The organism is Pseudomonas sp. (genome assembly GCF_051660785.1).
Taxonomy (GTDB): domain Bacteria; phylum Pseudomonadota; class Gammaproteobacteria; order Pseudomonadales; family Pseudomonadaceae; genus Aquipseudomonas.
Map to the genome: position 1 here is coordinate 1 of NZ_JBOFQE010000056.1, position 15,743 is coordinate 15,743.

Here is a 15,743-nt window from a genome sequence, read left to right on the forward strand (position 1 = left end):
CAAAGTTTCCTTTGCAACTTCAACCACTTGCGCTTCCGATCTCTCGTTAGCGGGAGGCGAATTCTACAGCGTTACTCGCTGCTGTCAACACCTCTTTTTCTCCGCTTTCGACCGAGAAGATCGAACCGTCAATCAAGCCACACAACCCCGCCTGATCAACTCCTTCTGGGCTTCGATGACCTGAAGCAACTCGCTGTCGAAAACTGCGTAACTCTTTGTTTACCAAGGAGTTTTCCGTTTCGACTGCGCCGGAAGTGGGGCGAATTATAGACTTCCAGAATCTGCCGTCAACACCTATTTTCACAATTCTGTCATATAGGTCAAAAATCCCGAAAACAAGAAGGCCGAGCCCCACGGAGCTCGGCCTTCTTCCCTTCTGCTTACAAGCTAGGGAATGCGAATTGCGACGCTTCATGGCTCGCACGCTGTGGCCAGCGCTGGGTAATGGCCTTGCGACGAGTATAGAAACGCACACCGTCCGGACCATAAGCATGCAGATCGCCAAACAGCGAGCGCTTCCAGCCACCGAAACTGTGATAAGCCACCGGCACCGGCAACGGCACGTTGACGCCGACCATACCGACTTCAATCTCGTCACAGAACAACCGCGCCGCTTCCCCGTCACGGGTAAAGATGCAGGTGCCGTTGCCATACTCGTGATCGTTGATCAGTTGCATCGCCTCTTCCAGGCTGTTAACCCGGACAACGCACAGCACCGGCCCAAAGATCTCTTCTTTATAGATGCGCATCTCGGGCGTGACGTTATCGAACAGGCAGCCACCCAGGAAGAAGCCTTCCTCATGACCGGCAACGCTCAGGCCACGACCATCCACCACCAAGGACGCACCCGAAGAAACGCCGTCTTCTATATAGCCACTGACTTTGTCGCGAGCCTGACCGGAAACCAACGGCCCCATGTCCAGACCGCAAGTTGTCCCGGCACCGATTTTCAGCGCCTTGATTTGCGGTACCAACTTGGCCACCAGCGCATCCGCCACCTGATCGCCCACACACACGGCCACCGAGATCGCCATGCAACGCTCACCACAAGAACCGTAGGCCGCGCCCATCAGTGCGCTGACGGCGTTATCCAGATCCGCATCCGGCATCAACACCGCATGGTTCTTCGCCCCGCCCAATGCCTGAACGCGTTTGCCGCGCTTGGTGCCTTCGGCATAGATGTATTCTGCAATCGGCGTCGAACCCACGAAACTCAGCGCCTTGACTTCCGGCGCTTCGATCAGTGCGTCCACCGCAGCCTTGTCGCCATGCACCACACTCAGTACACCTTTAGGCAGACCGGCTTCCAGCAACAATTGAGCAATCAGCAACGTCGAGCTTGGATCACGCTCGGACGGTTTGAGGATGAAGCAGTTACCGCAGACGATTGCCAGCGGATACATCCACAGCGGCACCATCGCCGGGAAGTTGAACGGCGTAATACCGGCCACCACACCCAACGGCTGGAAGTCTGACCAGGCATCAATATTCGGGCCAACGTTACGGCTGTATTCGCCTTTGAGAATTTCCGGCGCCGCGCACGCAAACTCGACGTTCTCGATGCCGCGCTTCAACTCGCCTGCCGCATCTTCCAGAGTCTTGCCATGTTCTTCACTGATCAACTGAGCGATACGCGCTTCGTTCTGCTCCAGCAGTTGCTTGAAGCGAAACATCACCTGCGCACGCTTGGCCGGCGGAGTATTGCGCCAGGCCGGGAACGCGGCCTTGGCCGAGTCGATAGCTTTCTGAATGGTTTCGCGGCTGGCCAACGGCAGCTTGTGGATAGCCTGGCCAGTGGACGGGTTGAACACGTCAGCCGTGCGACCATCTTCGGTCACCAGTTCGCCATTGATCAAATGCGGGATAAGGCTCATGCGGGGCTCCTGAAAAGTTGTCCACAGGCACGCTATAAAGGGTGCCTCTATATAGAAGGGAAAATCAGTCGATCTTGTTCAGCACTTCGCCGACCGCATCGAACAGACGATCAAGGTCTTGCGGCTTGCTGTTGAAGGTTGGGCCGAACTGCAGGGTGTCGCCGCCAAAGCGTACGTAGAACCCGGCTTTCCACAGCGCCATGCCCGCTTCGAACGGACGCACAATGGCGTCGCCGTCACGTGGTGCGATCTGGATCGCGCCGGCCAGACCGTAGTTACGAATGTCGATAATGTTTTTCGAGCCCTTCATGCCGTGCAGCGCATTTTCGAAATGCGGCGCGACTTCAGCCACGCTCTGCACCAGGTTTTCCTTTTGCAGAAGGTCGAGTGCGGCCAGGCCGGCGGCGCAAGCAACAGGGTGCGCGGAGTAGGTGTAACCGTGCGGGAACTCGACCGCGTACTCCGGCGTCGCCTGGTTCATGAAGGTTTGATAGATCTCGGAGCTGGCAATCACCGCGCCCATCGGGATCGCGCCGTTGGTGACTTGCTTGGCGATGCACATCAGGTCCGGGGTCACGCCAAAGCTGTCGGCGCCGAACATCGAGCCGGTACGGCCGAATCCGGTGATCACTTCGTCGAACACCAGCAGGATGTTGTGCTGATCACAGATCTCGCGCAGACGCTTCAGGTAACCCTGCGGCGGAACCAGCACGCCAGCGGAACCGGCCATTGGCTCGACAAATACAGCGGCAATGTTCGATGCGTCATGCAGTTCGATCAACTTGAGCAGCTCATCGGCCAGGGCGATACCGCCCTCTGTCGGCATGCCACGGGAGTAGGCATTGCTCGCCAGCAACGTGTGCGGCAAGTGATCGACGTCCATCATCGCCTGACCGAACATTTTACGGTTGCCGTTCACACCGCCAAGGCTGGTGCCGGCGATGTTCACACCGTGATAACCACGGGCACGGCCAATCATTTTGGTCTTGGTGGCCTGGCCTTTCAGACGCCAGTAAGCACGAACCATCTTCACTGCCGTGTCAGCGCACTCGGAACCCGAGTCGGTGAAGAACACGTGGTTCAGATTGCCCGGGGTCAGGTCAGTGATTTTCTCGGCCAGTTGAAACGACAAAGGATGGCCGTACTGGAAACCTGGCGAGTAATCGAGCGTGCCGAGTTGCTTGGCAACCGCTTCCTGGATTTCCTTGCGAGTGTGCCCGGCGCCACAGGTCCACAGACCCGACAGCGAATCGTAGACCTTGCGACCCTTGTCGTCCGTCAACCAGCTTCCTTGCGCCGCCACAATCAGTCGCGGATCGCGCTGGAAATTGCGGTTCGCAGTGTAGGGCATCCAGTGGGCATCGAGCTTGAGCTGGCTGGCCAGGGAAGTCGGGGCGTTTTCGGGCAAGTTCATGGGCAAAACCTCGCAGGGCAATAAGCGGCATAGAGATCAAAAGCGTTCTTGCAGCTAAATTGCCACGAGGATAAAGTCGGTGAAATCCAACTCTTCTAACGTTCAGTCAGGCCACCACTAAACTATGAGTAGCCGTCGCCCCGATCCACTCGCGCAAGTCAGCGACTTTGATATCCGCCTGCTTCGTATTTTCCGCAGCGTGGTGGAATGCGGCGGCTTCTCCGCGGCGGAATCGGTATTGGGAATCGGTCGCTCGGCCATTAGCCAACAGATGAGCGATCTGGAACAACGCCTCGGCCTGCGTTTATGCCAACGCGGTCGCGCCGGGTTTTCCCTGACCGAAGAAGGTCGCGAGGTTTACCAATCGGCGTTGCAGCTATTAAGTGCGCTGGAAAGCTTCCGCACCGAGGTCAACGGTCTGCACCAGCATCTGCGCGGTGAATTGACCATCGGCCTCACCGACAACCTCGTCACCCTGCCCCACATGCGCATCACCCACGCCTTGGCACAATTGAAGGAACGCGGGCCTGACGTGCAGATTCAGATTCGCATGATCGCGCCCAATGAAGTCGAACAAGGCGTGCTCGACGGTCGCTTGCACGTCGGCGTGGTACCGCAGGCCAGCGCGCTGTCCGGGCTGGAATATCAGCCGCTCTACAGCGAACGTTCGCTGCTGTATTGCGCGGTCGGCCATCCCTTGTTTTATGTCGACGATAAACAACTGGACGACGAGCGCCTCAACAGTCAGGACGCCATCGCGCCGACCTTCCGTTTGCCGGCCGAAATCCAGGCGCATTACCAGGCGCTCAATTGCACGGCCAGTGCCTCGGACCGGGAGGGCATGGCGTTCCTGATCCTCACCGGGCGCTACATCGGCTACCTGCCGGACCACTACGCCAGCCTCTGGGTGCAGCAAGGTCGATTGCGCGCGCTAAAACCCAAGGCGCGTTTTTATGACCTGAGCCTCGCATCGGTCACACGCAAGGGTCGTCGCCCGCATCTGGTGCTGGAAAGCTTCCTCGAAAGCCTGGCCGCGACCCGTTGAACAACCGAAGAAACTGTGGGAGCAGGCTCGCTCCCACAGGGGTTTTTGGTGTTCAGGTTTTATCGCGTCGGGACTTGTCTGGAGCCTGTGGGTGCGCTATCAACGCACTTGGTTGCACCCACCCATCCTGTCCGGAAGTGCCTATGACCTTTGAAGTCCCCGCTCACGGCGGCAAACCTGCCAGCCGCATTCGTCAGAAGAACGAAGAGACCATCATCAAAGCCGCCGAAGACGAGTTCGCCCGTCACGGATTCAAAGGCACCAGCATGAACACCATTGCCCTGAATGCCGGGTTGCCCAAGGCAAACCTGCATTACTACTTCACCAACAAACTCGGTTTGTACGTGGCGGTGTTGAGCAACATCATCGAGTTGTGGGACAGCACCTTCAACACCCTGACCGCCGAGGATGATCCGGCCGAAGCACTGGCGCGTTACATCCGCGCCAAAATGGAATTCTCCCGTCGCCAGCCGCAAGCCTCACGCATCTTCGCCATGGAAGTGATCAGTGGCGGCGAGTGCCTGACCGAGTATTTCAACCAGGACTATCGCGCCTGGTTCCAGGGCCGTGCGGCAGTGTTTCAGGCTTGGATCGATGCCGGCAAGATGGACCCGGTCGACCCGGTGAATCTGATTTTTCTGCTGTGGGGCAGCACCCAGCACTATGCCGATTTTGCCACACAGATCTGCCGTGTCAGCGGCCGCACCAAGCTGACCAAGCAAGACATGGAAGACGCCGGCAACAACCTGATCCGCATCATCCTCAAAGGCTGCGGCCTGACGCCAGCTATCTAAGACTCCTATGCCTTTTACCCTAAGCGGCTTTTGCGAATACCGCGAAGAGATTCGCAAAAGTCGTTTCATCACTTTCGCCGCGCCGATCTCCAGCCCAGCTGAAGCCCAGGCGTTCATCGATCAGCACAGCGACTTGAATGCCTCGCACAACTGCTGGGCCTGGAAGCTCGGCGATCAATACCGCAGCAATGACGATGGCGAACCGGGCGGCACCGCAGGTCGACCGATTCTGGCGGCCATCGAAGCGCAGGATTGCGATCAGGTCGCGGTGCTGGTTATTCGCTGGTATGGCGGCATTCAACTGGGCACCGGCGGCCTCGCCCGGGCCTACGGCGGCGGCGCGAACAAGTGCCTGCAAGGCGCGGCGAAAGTTGAACTGATCAGCCGGGTGCCGGTGAGTTGTGCCTGTGCATTTGGCGAGTTGGCCCTGGTGAAACTGCGCGTCGCGGAATCGGGCGGCCTAGTGGTGGAAGAAACGTTCACCGCCAATGGCGTGGAGTTGCAATTGGCGATCGGCAAAGAGCAGATCACTGCCTTGCAAACGCAACTGGCAGACTTGAGTCGCGGGCGCATTGTGTTGCAGCACTGATCGCACCAACAACGTTCACTGGCCTTTCGCAGGGCCCGTTCATTTGCCCACATCTGCTGTGCACCCGGCTGTGGATAACCTGCGCATATCCTGCTGTAACCCTTCTGTCATGCGGCTTTGCGGGCTTTGCTCATTTTTCGTCCAATCTTCTCCAAGAAACTTTAATTCCACTGAAAAACAATTAGTTAGAGTCGGTTATCACCTTTAGAAGATAGCCGCACAGTGCTTATGCCCATGCTTTCAGCTTGCGCACAAATACTGTGGAACAACCTGTGGATAACCCGTTCATGGCTGGCGCAGCCCTATACCCGGCAAAGGTTGCCGCGAGTTGCTCGTTTTTTGACCAACTCCCAACGAGCAAAATAAGAGCCTGATCAAAGGCTTTGCCCCCAAGTAGTGCCTGATCGGCTTTCAAAAATGGCGAGGCCCTGTCTCCAATGCCTTTGCTACCAAGGATTTTCGGTTTTCCTGACTCAATGGCCAGGAAATTGCTTTATCCACAGGCATAACTCCTGTCGATCCGAGTCAGTCATGCCCAACCCCGTGCCGATCCCCGATCAAACACCCCGCCTGCAACTGCGCAAAATCAGCAAACGTTATCCCGGCTGCCTGGCCAACGACGCCATCGACTTGAACATTGCTCCCGGTGAAATCCACGCCCTGCTCGGCGAAAACGGCGCGGGCAAAAGTACGTTGATGAAAATCATCTACGGCGTCACCCACGCCGACTCAGGCGAGATGATCTGGCAAGGCCAGCGCGTGAACATGCGCAATCCGGCACAGGCTCGCGCATTGGGGATCGGCATGGTGTTCCAGCATTTCTCGCTGTTCGAAACCCTCAGCGTGGCGCAGAACATTGCCCTGGCGATGGGGGCTGCGGCCGGTACGCCGAAACAGCTTGAGCCAAAGATTCGTGAAGTCTCCCGGCGCTACGGCATGGCGCTGGAACCGGAGCGACTTGTCCACAGCCTGTCGATCGGCGAGCGACAACGGGTGGAAATCATTCGCTGCCTGATGCAGGACATTCGCTTGTTGATACTCGATGAGCCGACTTCGGTGCTGACCCCGCAGGAGGCCGACGACCTCTTCGTCACCCTGCGCCGACTCGCGGCCGAGGGCTGCAGCATTCTGTTTATAAGCCACAAACTCGGTGAAGTGCGTGCGTTGTGCCACAGCGCCACGGTGCTGCGCGGCGGTCGAGTGGCCGGGCATTGCGTGCCGGCCGAGTGTTCTGATCAGCAATTGGCAAAGCTGATGGTGGGTGAAGCGGCTGAACTGATTACTGATTATCCGAAAGTGATTGGCGGCGATGCATGTTTGAACGTGAACGGCTTGTCGTGGCACAACCCCGACCCGTTCGGCTGCTCCCTGACGGACATTGACCTAGAAGTGCGCAGCGGCGAAATCGTCGGTATCGCCGGCGTTGCAGGCAATGGTCAGGATGAGTTGCTGGCCCTGCTAAGCGGCGAAGAGCGGCTGGCCCGAAACGATAACGCGACGATTCGTTTCGGCGGGCAACCGGTCGCCGATTTGCGCCCCGACGCACGACGCAAACTTGGTCTCGCCTTCGTTCCCGCCGAGCGGCTGGGCCACGGTGCAGTGCCCGAATTGAGCCTCGCCGACAACGCCCTCCTGACTGCGTTTCAACAAGGACTGGTCAGCAATGGGCTTATCCAGCGCGCCAAGGTCGAGACGTTGGCGCAAGACATCATCCGCCGCTTTGGTGTGAAGACGCCCGACACTCAAGCGTCTGCCCGCAGCCTGTCCGGCGGCAATTTGCAGAAATTCATCCTCGGCCGCGAGATCCTCCAGCAACCGAAATTGCTGGTGGCCGCGCACCCGACCTGGGGCGTGGACGTCGGCGCCGCCGCGACCATTCACCGCGCGCTGATTGCCTTGCGCGATGCCGGCGCGGCGATTCTGGTGATCAGCGAAGACCTCGACGAATTGTTCCAGATCAGCGACCGGCTCGGCGCCTTGTGCAGCGGACGCCTATCGCCGCTCAGCGCCACGGTCGACACGCGTCTGATCGATGTCGGCGGCTGGATGGCCGGCCAGTTCGACGCCCCTCAACCACTCGCATCCGCAACGGTTTAACGGAGTTTCACATGCTGCTTTCTCTCGAACCCCGTGGCCAGCAATCGCGCCTGATGCTGTGGTGCTCGCCGTTGCTGGCGGCGGTCCTGACATTGGGCTGCGGCTCACTGCTGTTTATCGCCTTGGGCCATGATCCGCTGCTCACCCTGCACACCTTGCTGATCGCACCGGTCAGCGATTTGTATGGCGTCTCCGAACTGTTGGTCAAAGCCCTGCCGATTTTGCTTTGCGCGCTGGGGTTGGCCGTGGCGTATCAGGCGCGGATCTGGAACATCGGCGCCGAAGGCCAGTTGCTGCTTGGCGCCCTGGCCGGCAGTGCACTGGCGGTGAACATCATCGACATGCAAAGTCGCTGGGCGCTGACGCTGATCCTGCTCGTCGGCACCTTCGCCGGAGCTGCGTGGGCCGGGCTGACGGCGTGGTTGCGCACGCGCTTCAACGCCAACGAAATTCTCACCAGCATCATGCTCAATTACATCGCGCTGAACCTGCTGCTGTTCTGCGTGCATGGGCCGCTGAAGGACCCTGCCGGGTTCAACTTTCCAGAGTCGGCGATGTTCGGCGATGCCAGTCGTTTGCCGCTGCTGATGGAGGACGGCCGGGTTCACGCCGGGGTGTATTTCGCCCTGCTTGCGTTGGTGGCGGTCTGGGTTTTATTGCAGAAAAGCTTTGTCGGCTTCCAGATCAAAGTCCTCGGCCTGGACAAGCGTGCGGCGGGCTTCGTCGGGTTTCGCGAGAAACAGCTGATCTGGCTGGCGCTGCTGATCAGCGGCGGATTAGCTGGGCTGGCCGGTGTTTGTGAAGTCACCGGACCGATCGGCCAATTGGTGCCGCAAGTCTCGCCGGGGTATGGCTATGCCGCGATCACTGTGGCGTTTCTCGGGCGACTCAACCCCATCGGCATTCTGTTTTCCAGCCTGCTGATGGCGTTGCTGTACATCGGCGGCGAGAACGCGCAGATGAGCATGAATCTTCCGCAGGCGATCACCCAATTGTTCCAGGGAATGATGCTGTTTTTCCTGCTGGCCAGTGACGTACTGATTCTCTACCGGCCGCGCTTGAACCTGCGCTGGACTCGCCGCGCGCAAGCCACCGCCGTACACGCAGGAGCGCTTTGATGGATATCGATCTGCTGAGCAATATTTTTTTCGCCATGGTTCGTTGCGGCACGCCTTTGCTGCTGGTGGCTTTGGGGGAACTGATCTGCGAGAAAAGCGGCGTCCTCAATCTGGGCCAGGAAGGCATGATGCTGTTTGGCGCGGTGATCGGTTTTATCGTCGCGCTGAACAGCGGCAACCTGTGGCTCGGCGTGTTGCTGGCGATGCTCGCCGGGATGCTGTTGTCGTCGTTGTTTGCGCTGGTGGCCCTGGTGTTCAACGCCAATCAGGTGGCCACCGGGCTGGCGCTGACGATTTTCGGCGTGGGCCTGTCGACGTTTGTCGGCGCGGTGTGGGTCGGTAAACCGCTGGCGGGTTTTGAGCCGGTGGCGATTCCCTGGTTGAGTGAGATTCCGCTGATCGGGCGGATGCTGTTTGCGCAGGATCTGCTGGTGTATCTGTCGTTCGCACTGTTTGCGCTGGTGGCGTGGGTGAGCCTGAAAAGTCGTGTCGGGTTGATCATTCAGGCCGTTGGGGAAAGCCCCGATGCCGCCAGTGCGATGGGCTTGCCGGTGTTGCGTGTGCGCACGTTGGCGGTGCTTTTTGGAGGGGCGATGGCCGGTCTGGCCGGGGCGTATTTGTCCCTGGCTTACACGCCGATGTGGGCGGAAAACATGAGCGCCGGCCGTGGCTGGATTGCCTTGGCGCTGGTGGTGTTTGCCAGTTGGCGGGTGTGGCGATTGTTGCTGGGCGCGTACCTGTTCGGGCTCGCCAGCATCCTGCACCTGGTGGCGCAGGGGTTGGGGCTGGCGATTCCGTCGAGCCTGCTGGCGATGTTGCCGTATGTCGCGACGATTGTGGTGTTGGTGCTGTTGTCGCGGGATGCACTGCGCACACGGTTGTATGCGCCGGTGTCGTTGGGACAGCCGTGGCGAGCTGGGCATTAGCGGTCGTCTGCACTGGCATCATCCCGAGCAGGCTCGGTCCCACATTAGACCGCGTTCCCCTGTGGGAGCGATCCTGCTCGCGATGACTGCCTGACAGGCAACACCTGAACCACGCCCCACGCCAATTCAAAGACCAGGAAAATCACCAACAATGAACTGGCGCCGTGGAGCAAGGCATAGAGCTGCCAAGTAGAGAACAGGAATCTGCCGACTGCGTCATACCGCCCAAACACCTGCTGCGGATCCCGAATCCGCAGCACCGCCCAGACACACACAATCGACCCCAGCAGATTTGCCATCAGCATGTGCATCGGCTCGAACGGCGGCAACTCTCCAGGCAAATCGAAAGCCCGGCTCACACTCATCAACACCCCATGCAACGCCGCAAAACTCCACGGCGTGATAAACGCCGCCGTCACGATCAAGTCGTACCAGGCGCTGCCCCGCACCAACCGGCGATATTGCGTTGAAGTCCACATCGGCCTTGCTCCGTAAATTCAGGGAGCAACAAGGCTAAAGCCTGGAGTATGCTCCAGGGTCAAGCCCCTCTCGAGACGTCATGATGCGCATCGGTGAATTAGCCCAGGCCAGCGCGGTCAGCCGCGACACACTGCGTTTTTACGAGCAGCGCGGACTGATCGCCGCGCAACGCAGTGCCAACGGCTATCGCGACTACCCGCCAGACATGGTGCAACTGGTGCTGTACATCAAGACGGCTCAGCGGTTGGGCTTTACGCTCGGCGAGATCGGCAACAGCGTCGCCGCGATATGGCAATCGCCCGACCCTGACACCGCCGTCACGCAATTGCTGCAAGACAAGCTCAAGCTGATTGAAACCCGTATGGACGAACTCGGTGCATTGCGCCACGAGTTGCAACAACGGCTCGGGCAACGCTGTCCACTGCGTCCATGATCCTCATTTATCAAGGAAGCTACTCATGTCCAAGGCAAAAACCGCACTCATCATCGGTGCCTCCCGGGGCCTGGGCCTCGGCCTGGTGAAAACCCTGCTGGCCGACGGCTGGCAAGTCACCGCCACCGTGCGCAACCCGCAGAACGCCGAGGCGCTGCAAGCGTTGGGCAAGGTGCGGATCGAAAAACTCGACATGGACGATCAGCAGGCCGTCATCGCCCTGAGCCAACAGCTCAAGGGTGAAGTGTTCGACCTGCTATTCGTGAATGCCGGGGTCAAGGGGCCGGAAGTGCAGACGCCGGGGGGCGCGACACTGGCCGAGGTCGGTCAGTTGTTCTTCACCAACGCCGTGGCGCCGATCAACCTGACGCAGCGTTTTGCCGGGCAGATTCGCCCGGACACCGGCGTACTGGCGTTCATGAGTTCGGTACTCGGGAGCGTGACCATGCCGGACGCGCCGGAGCTGGCGTTGTACAAGGCCAGCAAAGCGGCGCTGAACTCCATGACCAACAGCTTCGTCACTCAATTGGGCGAACAGAAACTGACCGTGCTGTCGTTGCATCCGGGTTGGGTGAAGACCGACATGGGCGGTGAAGGCGCTGATATCGATGTGGAAACCAGCACGCGCGGGTTGGTTGATCAGGTGAATGCTTATGTCGGCAAGGGTGGGCATCACTTCGTGAATTACAGAGGCGAAACCATTCCCTGGTAAACACCACTGTCCCTGTGGGAGTGAGCCTGCTCCCACAGGGTTTCATTTCATATTGGGATCTGTACCGTCTGGTCGGGCCGGGCTTGCTCACAGTCCGGTTTTGTTCGAAACTCCGCACCTCGCCCCCGCGGCGACCCTGGATCAGCAGACAGGGTAATCACTGAGCTGGCTAACCTGAACCCAACTTTCAGAGGAGCCGGCCAACATGCCTGCGACCCGTACCTGGTTAAAAAATCCCCTCGCGATCTTTACTGCCAATGGCCTCGATGCCCGTGGCGGTCTGGTTGTGCAAGACGGTGTGATCGTCGAAGTGCTCGCCGCTGGCCAGCAACCGTCCGCGCCCTGTGGACACGTCTTCGATGCCCGCGAGCATGTGATTCTGCCGGGGCTGATCAACACCCATCACCACTTCTATCAGACCCTGACCCGCGCCTGGGCACCGGTGGTCAATCAGCCGTTGTTCCCGTGGCTGAAAACCCTCTACCCGGTCTGGGCACGCCTCACGCCTGAAAAACTCGCCCTCGCCACCAAAGTCGCTTTGGCCGAATTGCTGCTGTCCGGCTGCACCACCGCCGCTGATCACCATTACCTGTTTCCCGAAGGTCTGGAAAACGCGATCGACGTGCAAGTCGAGAGCGTCCGCGAACTGGGCATGCGCGCCATGCTGACACGTGGTTCCATGAGCCTGGGCGAAAAGGACGGCGGACTGCCACCACAGCAGACCGTGCAGGAAGGCGAAGTGATCCTCGCTGACAGCCAGCGCTTGATCGCCGAGTACCACGAGCGTGGCGATGGCGCGCAAATCCAGATCGCCCTGGCGCCGTGCTCGCCGTTTTCGGTGACGCCGGAAATCATGTCCGCCAGCGCCGAACTGGCGAACAAACTCGACGTACGCCTGCACACGCACCTGGCCGAAACCCTCGACGAAGAAGACTTCTGCCTGCAACGCTTCGGCTTGCGCACTGTGGATTATCTGGACAGCGTCGGCTGGCTCGGCCCGCGTACCTGGCTGGCCCACGGCATCCACTTCAACCCGGATGAAATCGCGCGCCTCGGCGCTGCGGGCACCGGGATTTGCCATTGCCCGAGTTCGAACATGCGCCTGGCCTCGGGCATTTGCCCGACGCTGGACCTGACCGCTGCCGGCGCGTTGCTCGGCTTGGGCGTGGACGGTTCGGCGTCCAACGATGCGTCGAACATGATGCTCGAAACCCGTCAGGCGCTTTACATTCAGCGGCTGCGTTATGGCGCGGAGAAGATCACCCCGGAACTGGTTTTGGGCTGGGCGACCAAGGGCTCGGCCAGTTTGCTGGGCCGTACCGACATCGGCGAACTGGCAGTGGGCAAGCAGGCGGATCTGGCGTTGTTCAAGCTGGATGAGCTGCGTTTCTCCGGCAGCCATGATCCGGTGTCGGCGTTGCTGCTGTGCGGCGCGGATCGGGCGGATCGGGTGATGATCGGTGGCAAGTGGCGGGTAATTGATGGGCAGGTCGATGGGCTAGACCTCAAAGGGTTGATTGCCGATCACAGCCAGGCGGCTCGACAACTGATCGCCGGTACCTGACACAACACAAATCAAAAACTGTGGGAGCGAGCCTGCTCGCGATAGCGGTGTGCCAGACTCTATCAATGTTGACTGACACTCCGTCATCGCGAGCAGGCTCGCTCCCACAATTTGTTTTGTGGTGTGTTCAAAGGCCCAACAGCGACAACATGATAAACGTCGCAAACAACACAAAATGGGTCATGCCTTCGATCGCATTGGTTTCGCCGTCGTTGAGGTTGATCGCGCTGACGATCAGCGTCAGGAAGATCATCACCGTTTGCACCGGGGTCATCGCCATCTGGAACGGCTGGCCGGTGTAGAGCGCCATCGCTTCCATCACCGGCACCGTCAGGATCACCGTCGACAGTGACGCGCCCATGGCGATGTTGACCACCGACTGCATGCGATTGGCCAAGGCCGCGCGTAACGCGGTCAGAATCTCCGGCGCAGCGGAAATGGCCGCCACCAGAATCGCCGTGATCACCGGCGGTGCACCCGTGCCTTCCAGGCCCAGATCAAGGGTCTTGGACATCACTTCGGCCAAGGCGCCAATGACCACCACACCGAACACCAACGTGCCGATACTCAGCGCCAGATTGACCGGTTCAGGTTCTTCCTCCGGGACTTTCCTGCGACGTTTTTCCGGGTAGCTGTAACTGAAGAAATAACTGTGCGGCCCGACCTGCATACGCAGGAACAGGGCGTAGAGCACGACCATCGCGCCGATGGTGAATGCCGAATACAGCTTCCAGTTGGCCTCGGGGATGAACTCCGGCACCACCATGGAAACGCCCATGGCGGTGAGGATCATCACGCTGTAGCTGCGGGCCGAGTCATCGTTGTAAGACTGTTCGCCATGCTTGATCCCGCCCATCAACGCGGCCAGGCCGAGGATGCCGTTGATGTCGAGCATCACCGCCGAATAAATCGTGTCGCGCACCAGCGTGGGTGAGGCTTCGTTGCTCATCATGATCGCCAGGATCACCACTTCCACCAGCACCGCGGCCAAGGTCAGGATCATCGTGCCGTAAGGGTCACCGACTTTTTCGGCGAGCAGTTCAGCGTGATGGGCGACGCGCATGGAGGCGGCGACGATGAACGCGATCAACACCAGGCCGGCGGTCAGCGCGACGGGTTGGCCGCTGTGCAGCATCCAGTGTTCCAGCGGGTAGGCGATGAAGGCGGCAATCAGGGCCAGCAGCAGAAACTTTTCTTGCTTGAGGAGTGTGAGCATCGCGGGCCTTTTTGCCGAGTGGAGCGAATTGAGTGATGAGCTACTGACTGCGGGGCGGCGCTAACGTTTCGTTACACCTTAGCGCACCAGTGGATGGCGGCTGTGCTCGGCGATGCACTTTTATCGACCTTACCGGCCTTATCGCGAGCAGGCTCACTCCCACATTGGAATGCGGTCTTCTGTAGGAGCGAGCCTGATCGCGATGGCCTCGACACGGTTCCGGCTTGTTTGTTGTCCTGTTGGTCAGCAATTTGCATTGCCCCTGCCAACCTCACAACAACAGGGAGTCGAATTCATGCACAAACGTCCGTTGAAGAAGCTGCTTTGCGCCGTCGCCGCGGCCATCGGTCTGAGCGCGAGCCTGACCGCCAGTGCCGCCGACCCGCTGAAAGTCGGCTTCGTCTACATCGGTCCGATTGGTGACCACGGCTGGACGTATCAGCATGAACAGGGGCGCAAGGCGCTGGCCGAGAAGTTCGGCAACCAGATCACCACCAATTACGTAGAGAACGTCGCTGAAGGGGCGGATGCCGAGCGGGTGATCCGCAACATGGCCAAGGACAACTACGACCTGATCTTCACCACGTCTTTCGGCTACATGAACCCGACCCTGAAAGTCGCCAAGCAATTTCCCAAGGTGACTTTCGAACACGCCACCGGCTACAAGCAGGACAAGAACCTCGGCACCTACCTGGCGCGCACCTATGAAGGTCGCTACGTCGGCGGGTTCCTTGCGGCGAAGATGACCAAAAGCAAAAAGATCGGTTACGTCGCGTCCTTCCCGATCCCGGAAGTGATCCGCGACATCAACGCCATTCAACTGGCCCTGAACAAATACAACCCCGGCACCGAGATCAAGGTGGTGTGGGTCAACTCGTGGTTCGATCCGGGCAAGGAAGCCGACGCAGCCAACGCGCTGATAGACCAGGGCGTCGATGTGGTGTTCCAGCACACCGACAGCCCGGCGCCGATTCAGGCGGCTGAACGTCGTGGCGTGTACGCCGTCGGCTACGCTTCGGACATGGCGCACTTCGGGCCGAAAGCGGTGCTGACTTCGATCGTCAATGACTGGGCCCCGCATTACATTCAGGCGACCCAAAGCGTGCTCGACCACGCGTGGAAGTCGCAGGATTATTGGGGCGGGTTGAAAGAAGGCACGGTTGAACTGCCAATCAGCGACCTGGTGCCAGCGGCGGTGAAAACCGAAGCCGAGCAGATCATCGCAGACATCAAGAGCGGCACCTTCCACCCGTTCACCGGGCCGATCAAGGATCAGGCCGGCACCGAGAAAATCGCGGCAGGCGCGACGGCCAGCAATGCGGAACTGGCGTCGATGAACTACTACGTTGAAGGCATGAAGGCCGACATCCCCAAGTAATCTTCTTCATTTGAAACACAGTATCTGTGGGAGCGAGCCTGCTCGCGATGTCGGTGTGTCAGTCAATATCTTAGTCAACTGAGAGACTGCAATCGCGAGCAGG

At 59.5% G+C, this 15,743-nt stretch carries 14 protein-coding genes and 1 pseudogene; 11 read left to right on the plus strand and 4 right to left on the minus strand.

Annotated elements, in window-relative coordinates; translation table 11 throughout:
- Nucleotides 1-184, plus strand: a pseudogene (locus ACRC4F_RS13210) (hypothetical protein); the annotation flags it as partial.
- A 196-nt stretch (nt 185-380) separates the two neighbouring features.
- Here the strand turns inward: ACRC4F_RS13210 and ACRC4F_RS13215 are convergent.
- Nucleotides 381-1,874 carry a CoA-acylating methylmalonate-semialdehyde dehydrogenase gene (locus ACRC4F_RS13215; protein ID WP_438659693.1) on the minus strand — a complete coding sequence of 498 codons (1,494 nt, stop codon included), beginning with the start codon at nt 1,872-1,874 and terminating at the stop codon, nt 381-383.
- 64 nt (nt 1,875-1,938) lie between these two features.
- Nucleotides 1,939-3,288 carry an aspartate aminotransferase family protein gene (locus ACRC4F_RS13220; protein ID WP_438659694.1) on the minus strand — a complete coding sequence of 450 codons (1,350 nt, stop codon included), beginning with the start codon at nt 3,286-3,288 and terminating at the stop codon, nt 1,939-1,941.
- 124 nt (nt 3,289-3,412) lie between these two features.
- Here ACRC4F_RS13220 and ACRC4F_RS13225 point away from each other — a divergent pair, with 124 nt between their 5' ends.
- The 6 genes from ACRC4F_RS13225 (at nt 3,413) to ACRC4F_RS13250 (ending at nt 9,857) form a co-directional block, all read left to right on the plus strand.
- Nucleotides 3,413-4,333 (plus strand): LysR family transcriptional regulator, encoded by a 921-nt coding sequence (locus ACRC4F_RS13225; protein WP_008006295.1) that lies wholly within the window; start codon nt 3,413-3,415, stop codon nt 4,331-4,333.
- 143 nt (nt 4,334-4,476) lie between these two features.
- Nucleotides 4,477-5,127, plus strand: coding sequence for a TetR/AcrR family transcriptional regulator (locus tag ACRC4F_RS13230; protein WP_438659695.1), 651 nt, complete (start codon nt 4,477-4,479; stop codon nt 5,125-5,127).
- Between the two features lie 7 nt (nt 5,128-5,134).
- Nucleotides 5,135-5,716 carry an IMPACT family protein gene (locus tag ACRC4F_RS13235; protein WP_438659696.1) on the plus strand — a complete coding sequence of 194 codons (582 nt, stop codon included), beginning with the start codon at nt 5,135-5,137 and terminating at the stop codon, nt 5,714-5,716.
- Between the two features lie 531 nt (nt 5,717-6,247).
- Nucleotides 6,248-7,813, plus strand: a complete 1,566-nt coding sequence (locus ACRC4F_RS13240; protein WP_438659697.1) for an ABC transporter ATP-binding protein — start codon at nt 6,248-6,250, stop codon at nt 7,811-7,813.
- A gap of 11 nt (nt 7,814-7,824) precedes the next feature.
- Nucleotides 7,825-8,931 (plus strand): ABC transporter permease, encoded by a 1,107-nt coding sequence (locus ACRC4F_RS13245; protein WP_438659698.1) that lies wholly within the window; start codon nt 7,825-7,827, stop codon nt 8,929-8,931.
- Complete coding sequence (locus ACRC4F_RS13250) at nt 8,931-9,857, plus strand: ABC transporter permease (protein WP_438659699.1); 927 nt, start codon at nt 8,931-8,933, stop codon at nt 9,855-9,857. Before ACRC4F_RS13245 ends, ACRC4F_RS13250 begins: the two co-directional genes overlap by 1 nt.
- A 44-nt stretch (nt 9,858-9,901) precedes the next feature.
- On the opposite strand, the gene ACRC4F_RS13255 is transcribed toward ACRC4F_RS13250, so the two are convergent.
- Entirely contained in the window at nt 9,902-10,336 is a 435-nt protein-coding gene (locus ACRC4F_RS13255) for a hypothetical protein (protein ID WP_438659700.1), read from the minus strand.
- 83 nt (nt 10,337-10,419) lie between these two features.
- Here ACRC4F_RS13255 and ACRC4F_RS13260 point away from each other — a divergent pair, with 83 nt between their 5' ends.
- The 3 genes from ACRC4F_RS13260 (at nt 10,420) to ACRC4F_RS13270 (ending at nt 13,046) form a co-directional block, all read left to right on the plus strand.
- Nucleotides 10,420-10,770 carry a MerR family transcriptional regulator gene (locus tag ACRC4F_RS13260; RefSeq protein ID WP_438659797.1) on the plus strand — a complete coding sequence of 117 codons (351 nt, stop codon included), beginning with the start codon at nt 10,420-10,422 and terminating at the stop codon, nt 10,768-10,770.
- A gap of 25 nt (nt 10,771-10,795) precedes the next feature.
- Entirely contained in the window at nt 10,796-11,482 is a 687-nt protein-coding gene (locus tag ACRC4F_RS13265) for an SDR family oxidoreductase (RefSeq protein ID WP_438659701.1), read from the plus strand.
- Between the two features lie 205 nt (nt 11,483-11,687).
- Nucleotides 11,688-13,046 carry an 8-oxoguanine deaminase gene (locus tag ACRC4F_RS13270; protein WP_438659702.1) on the plus strand — a complete coding sequence of 453 codons (1,359 nt, stop codon included), beginning with the start codon at nt 11,688-11,690 and terminating at the stop codon, nt 13,044-13,046.
- A 127-nt stretch (nt 13,047-13,173) separates the two neighbouring features.
- On the opposite strand, the gene ACRC4F_RS13275 is transcribed toward ACRC4F_RS13270, so the two are convergent.
- Nucleotides 13,174-14,262 (minus strand): calcium:proton antiporter, encoded by a 1,089-nt coding sequence (locus ACRC4F_RS13275; protein WP_438659703.1) that lies wholly within the window; start codon nt 14,260-14,262, stop codon nt 13,174-13,176.
- Nucleotides 14,263-14,557: 295 nt separating this feature from the next.
- Between ACRC4F_RS13275 and ACRC4F_RS13280 the strand changes: the two genes are divergently transcribed.
- Nucleotides 14,558-15,640: a BMP family ABC transporter substrate-binding protein gene (locus tag ACRC4F_RS13280; protein ID WP_438659704.1), complete on the plus strand. Its 1,083-nt coding sequence runs from the start codon at nt 14,558-14,560 to the stop codon at nt 15,638-15,640.
- Nucleotides 15,641-15,743: the final 103 nt, after the last annotated feature.

Coding starts and splice junctions, on each gene's coding strand:
- ACRC4F_RS13215 (WP_438659693.1), bottom strand. CDS start 1,874: ATGAGCCTTATCCCGCATTTGATCAATGGCGAACTGGTGACCGAAGAT.
- ACRC4F_RS13270 (WP_438659702.1), top strand. CDS start 11,688: ATGCCTGCGACCCGTACCTGGTTAAAAAATCCCCTCGCGATCTTTACT.
- ACRC4F_RS13275 (WP_438659703.1), bottom strand. CDS start 14,262: ATGCTCACACTCCTCAAGCAAGAAAAGTTTCTGCTGCTGGCCCTGATT.
- ACRC4F_RS13265 (WP_438659701.1), top strand. CDS start 10,796: ATGTCCAAGGCAAAAACCGCACTCATCATCGGTGCCTCCCGGGGCCTG.
- ACRC4F_RS13220 (WP_438659694.1), bottom strand. CDS start 3,288: ATGAACTTGCCCGAAAACGCCCCGACTTCCCTGGCCAGCCAGCTCAAG.
- ACRC4F_RS13240 (WP_438659697.1), top strand. CDS start 6,248: ATGCCCAACCCCGTGCCGATCCCCGATCAAACACCCCGCCTGCAACTG.
- ACRC4F_RS13225 (WP_008006295.1), top strand. CDS start 3,413: ATGAGTAGCCGTCGCCCCGATCCACTCGCGCAAGTCAGCGACTTTGAT.
- ACRC4F_RS13260 (WP_438659797.1), top strand. CDS start 10,420: ATGCGCATCGGTGAATTAGCCCAGGCCAGCGCGGTCAGCCGCGACACA.
- ACRC4F_RS13230 (WP_438659695.1), top strand. CDS start 4,477: ATGACCTTTGAAGTCCCCGCTCACGGCGGCAAACCTGCCAGCCGCATT.
- ACRC4F_RS13235 (WP_438659696.1), top strand. CDS start 5,135: ATGCCTTTTACCCTAAGCGGCTTTTGCGAATACCGCGAAGAGATTCGC.
- ACRC4F_RS13255 (WP_438659700.1), bottom strand. CDS start 10,336: ATGTGGACTTCAACGCAATATCGCCGGTTGGTGCGGGGCAGCGCCTGG.
- ACRC4F_RS13245 (WP_438659698.1), top strand. CDS start 7,825: ATGCTGCTTTCTCTCGAACCCCGTGGCCAGCAATCGCGCCTGATGCTG.
- ACRC4F_RS13280 (WP_438659704.1), top strand. CDS start 14,558: ATGCACAAACGTCCGTTGAAGAAGCTGCTTTGCGCCGTCGCCGCGGCC.
- ACRC4F_RS13250 (WP_438659699.1), top strand. CDS start 8,931: ATGGATATCGATCTGCTGAGCAATATTTTTTTCGCCATGGTTCGTTGC.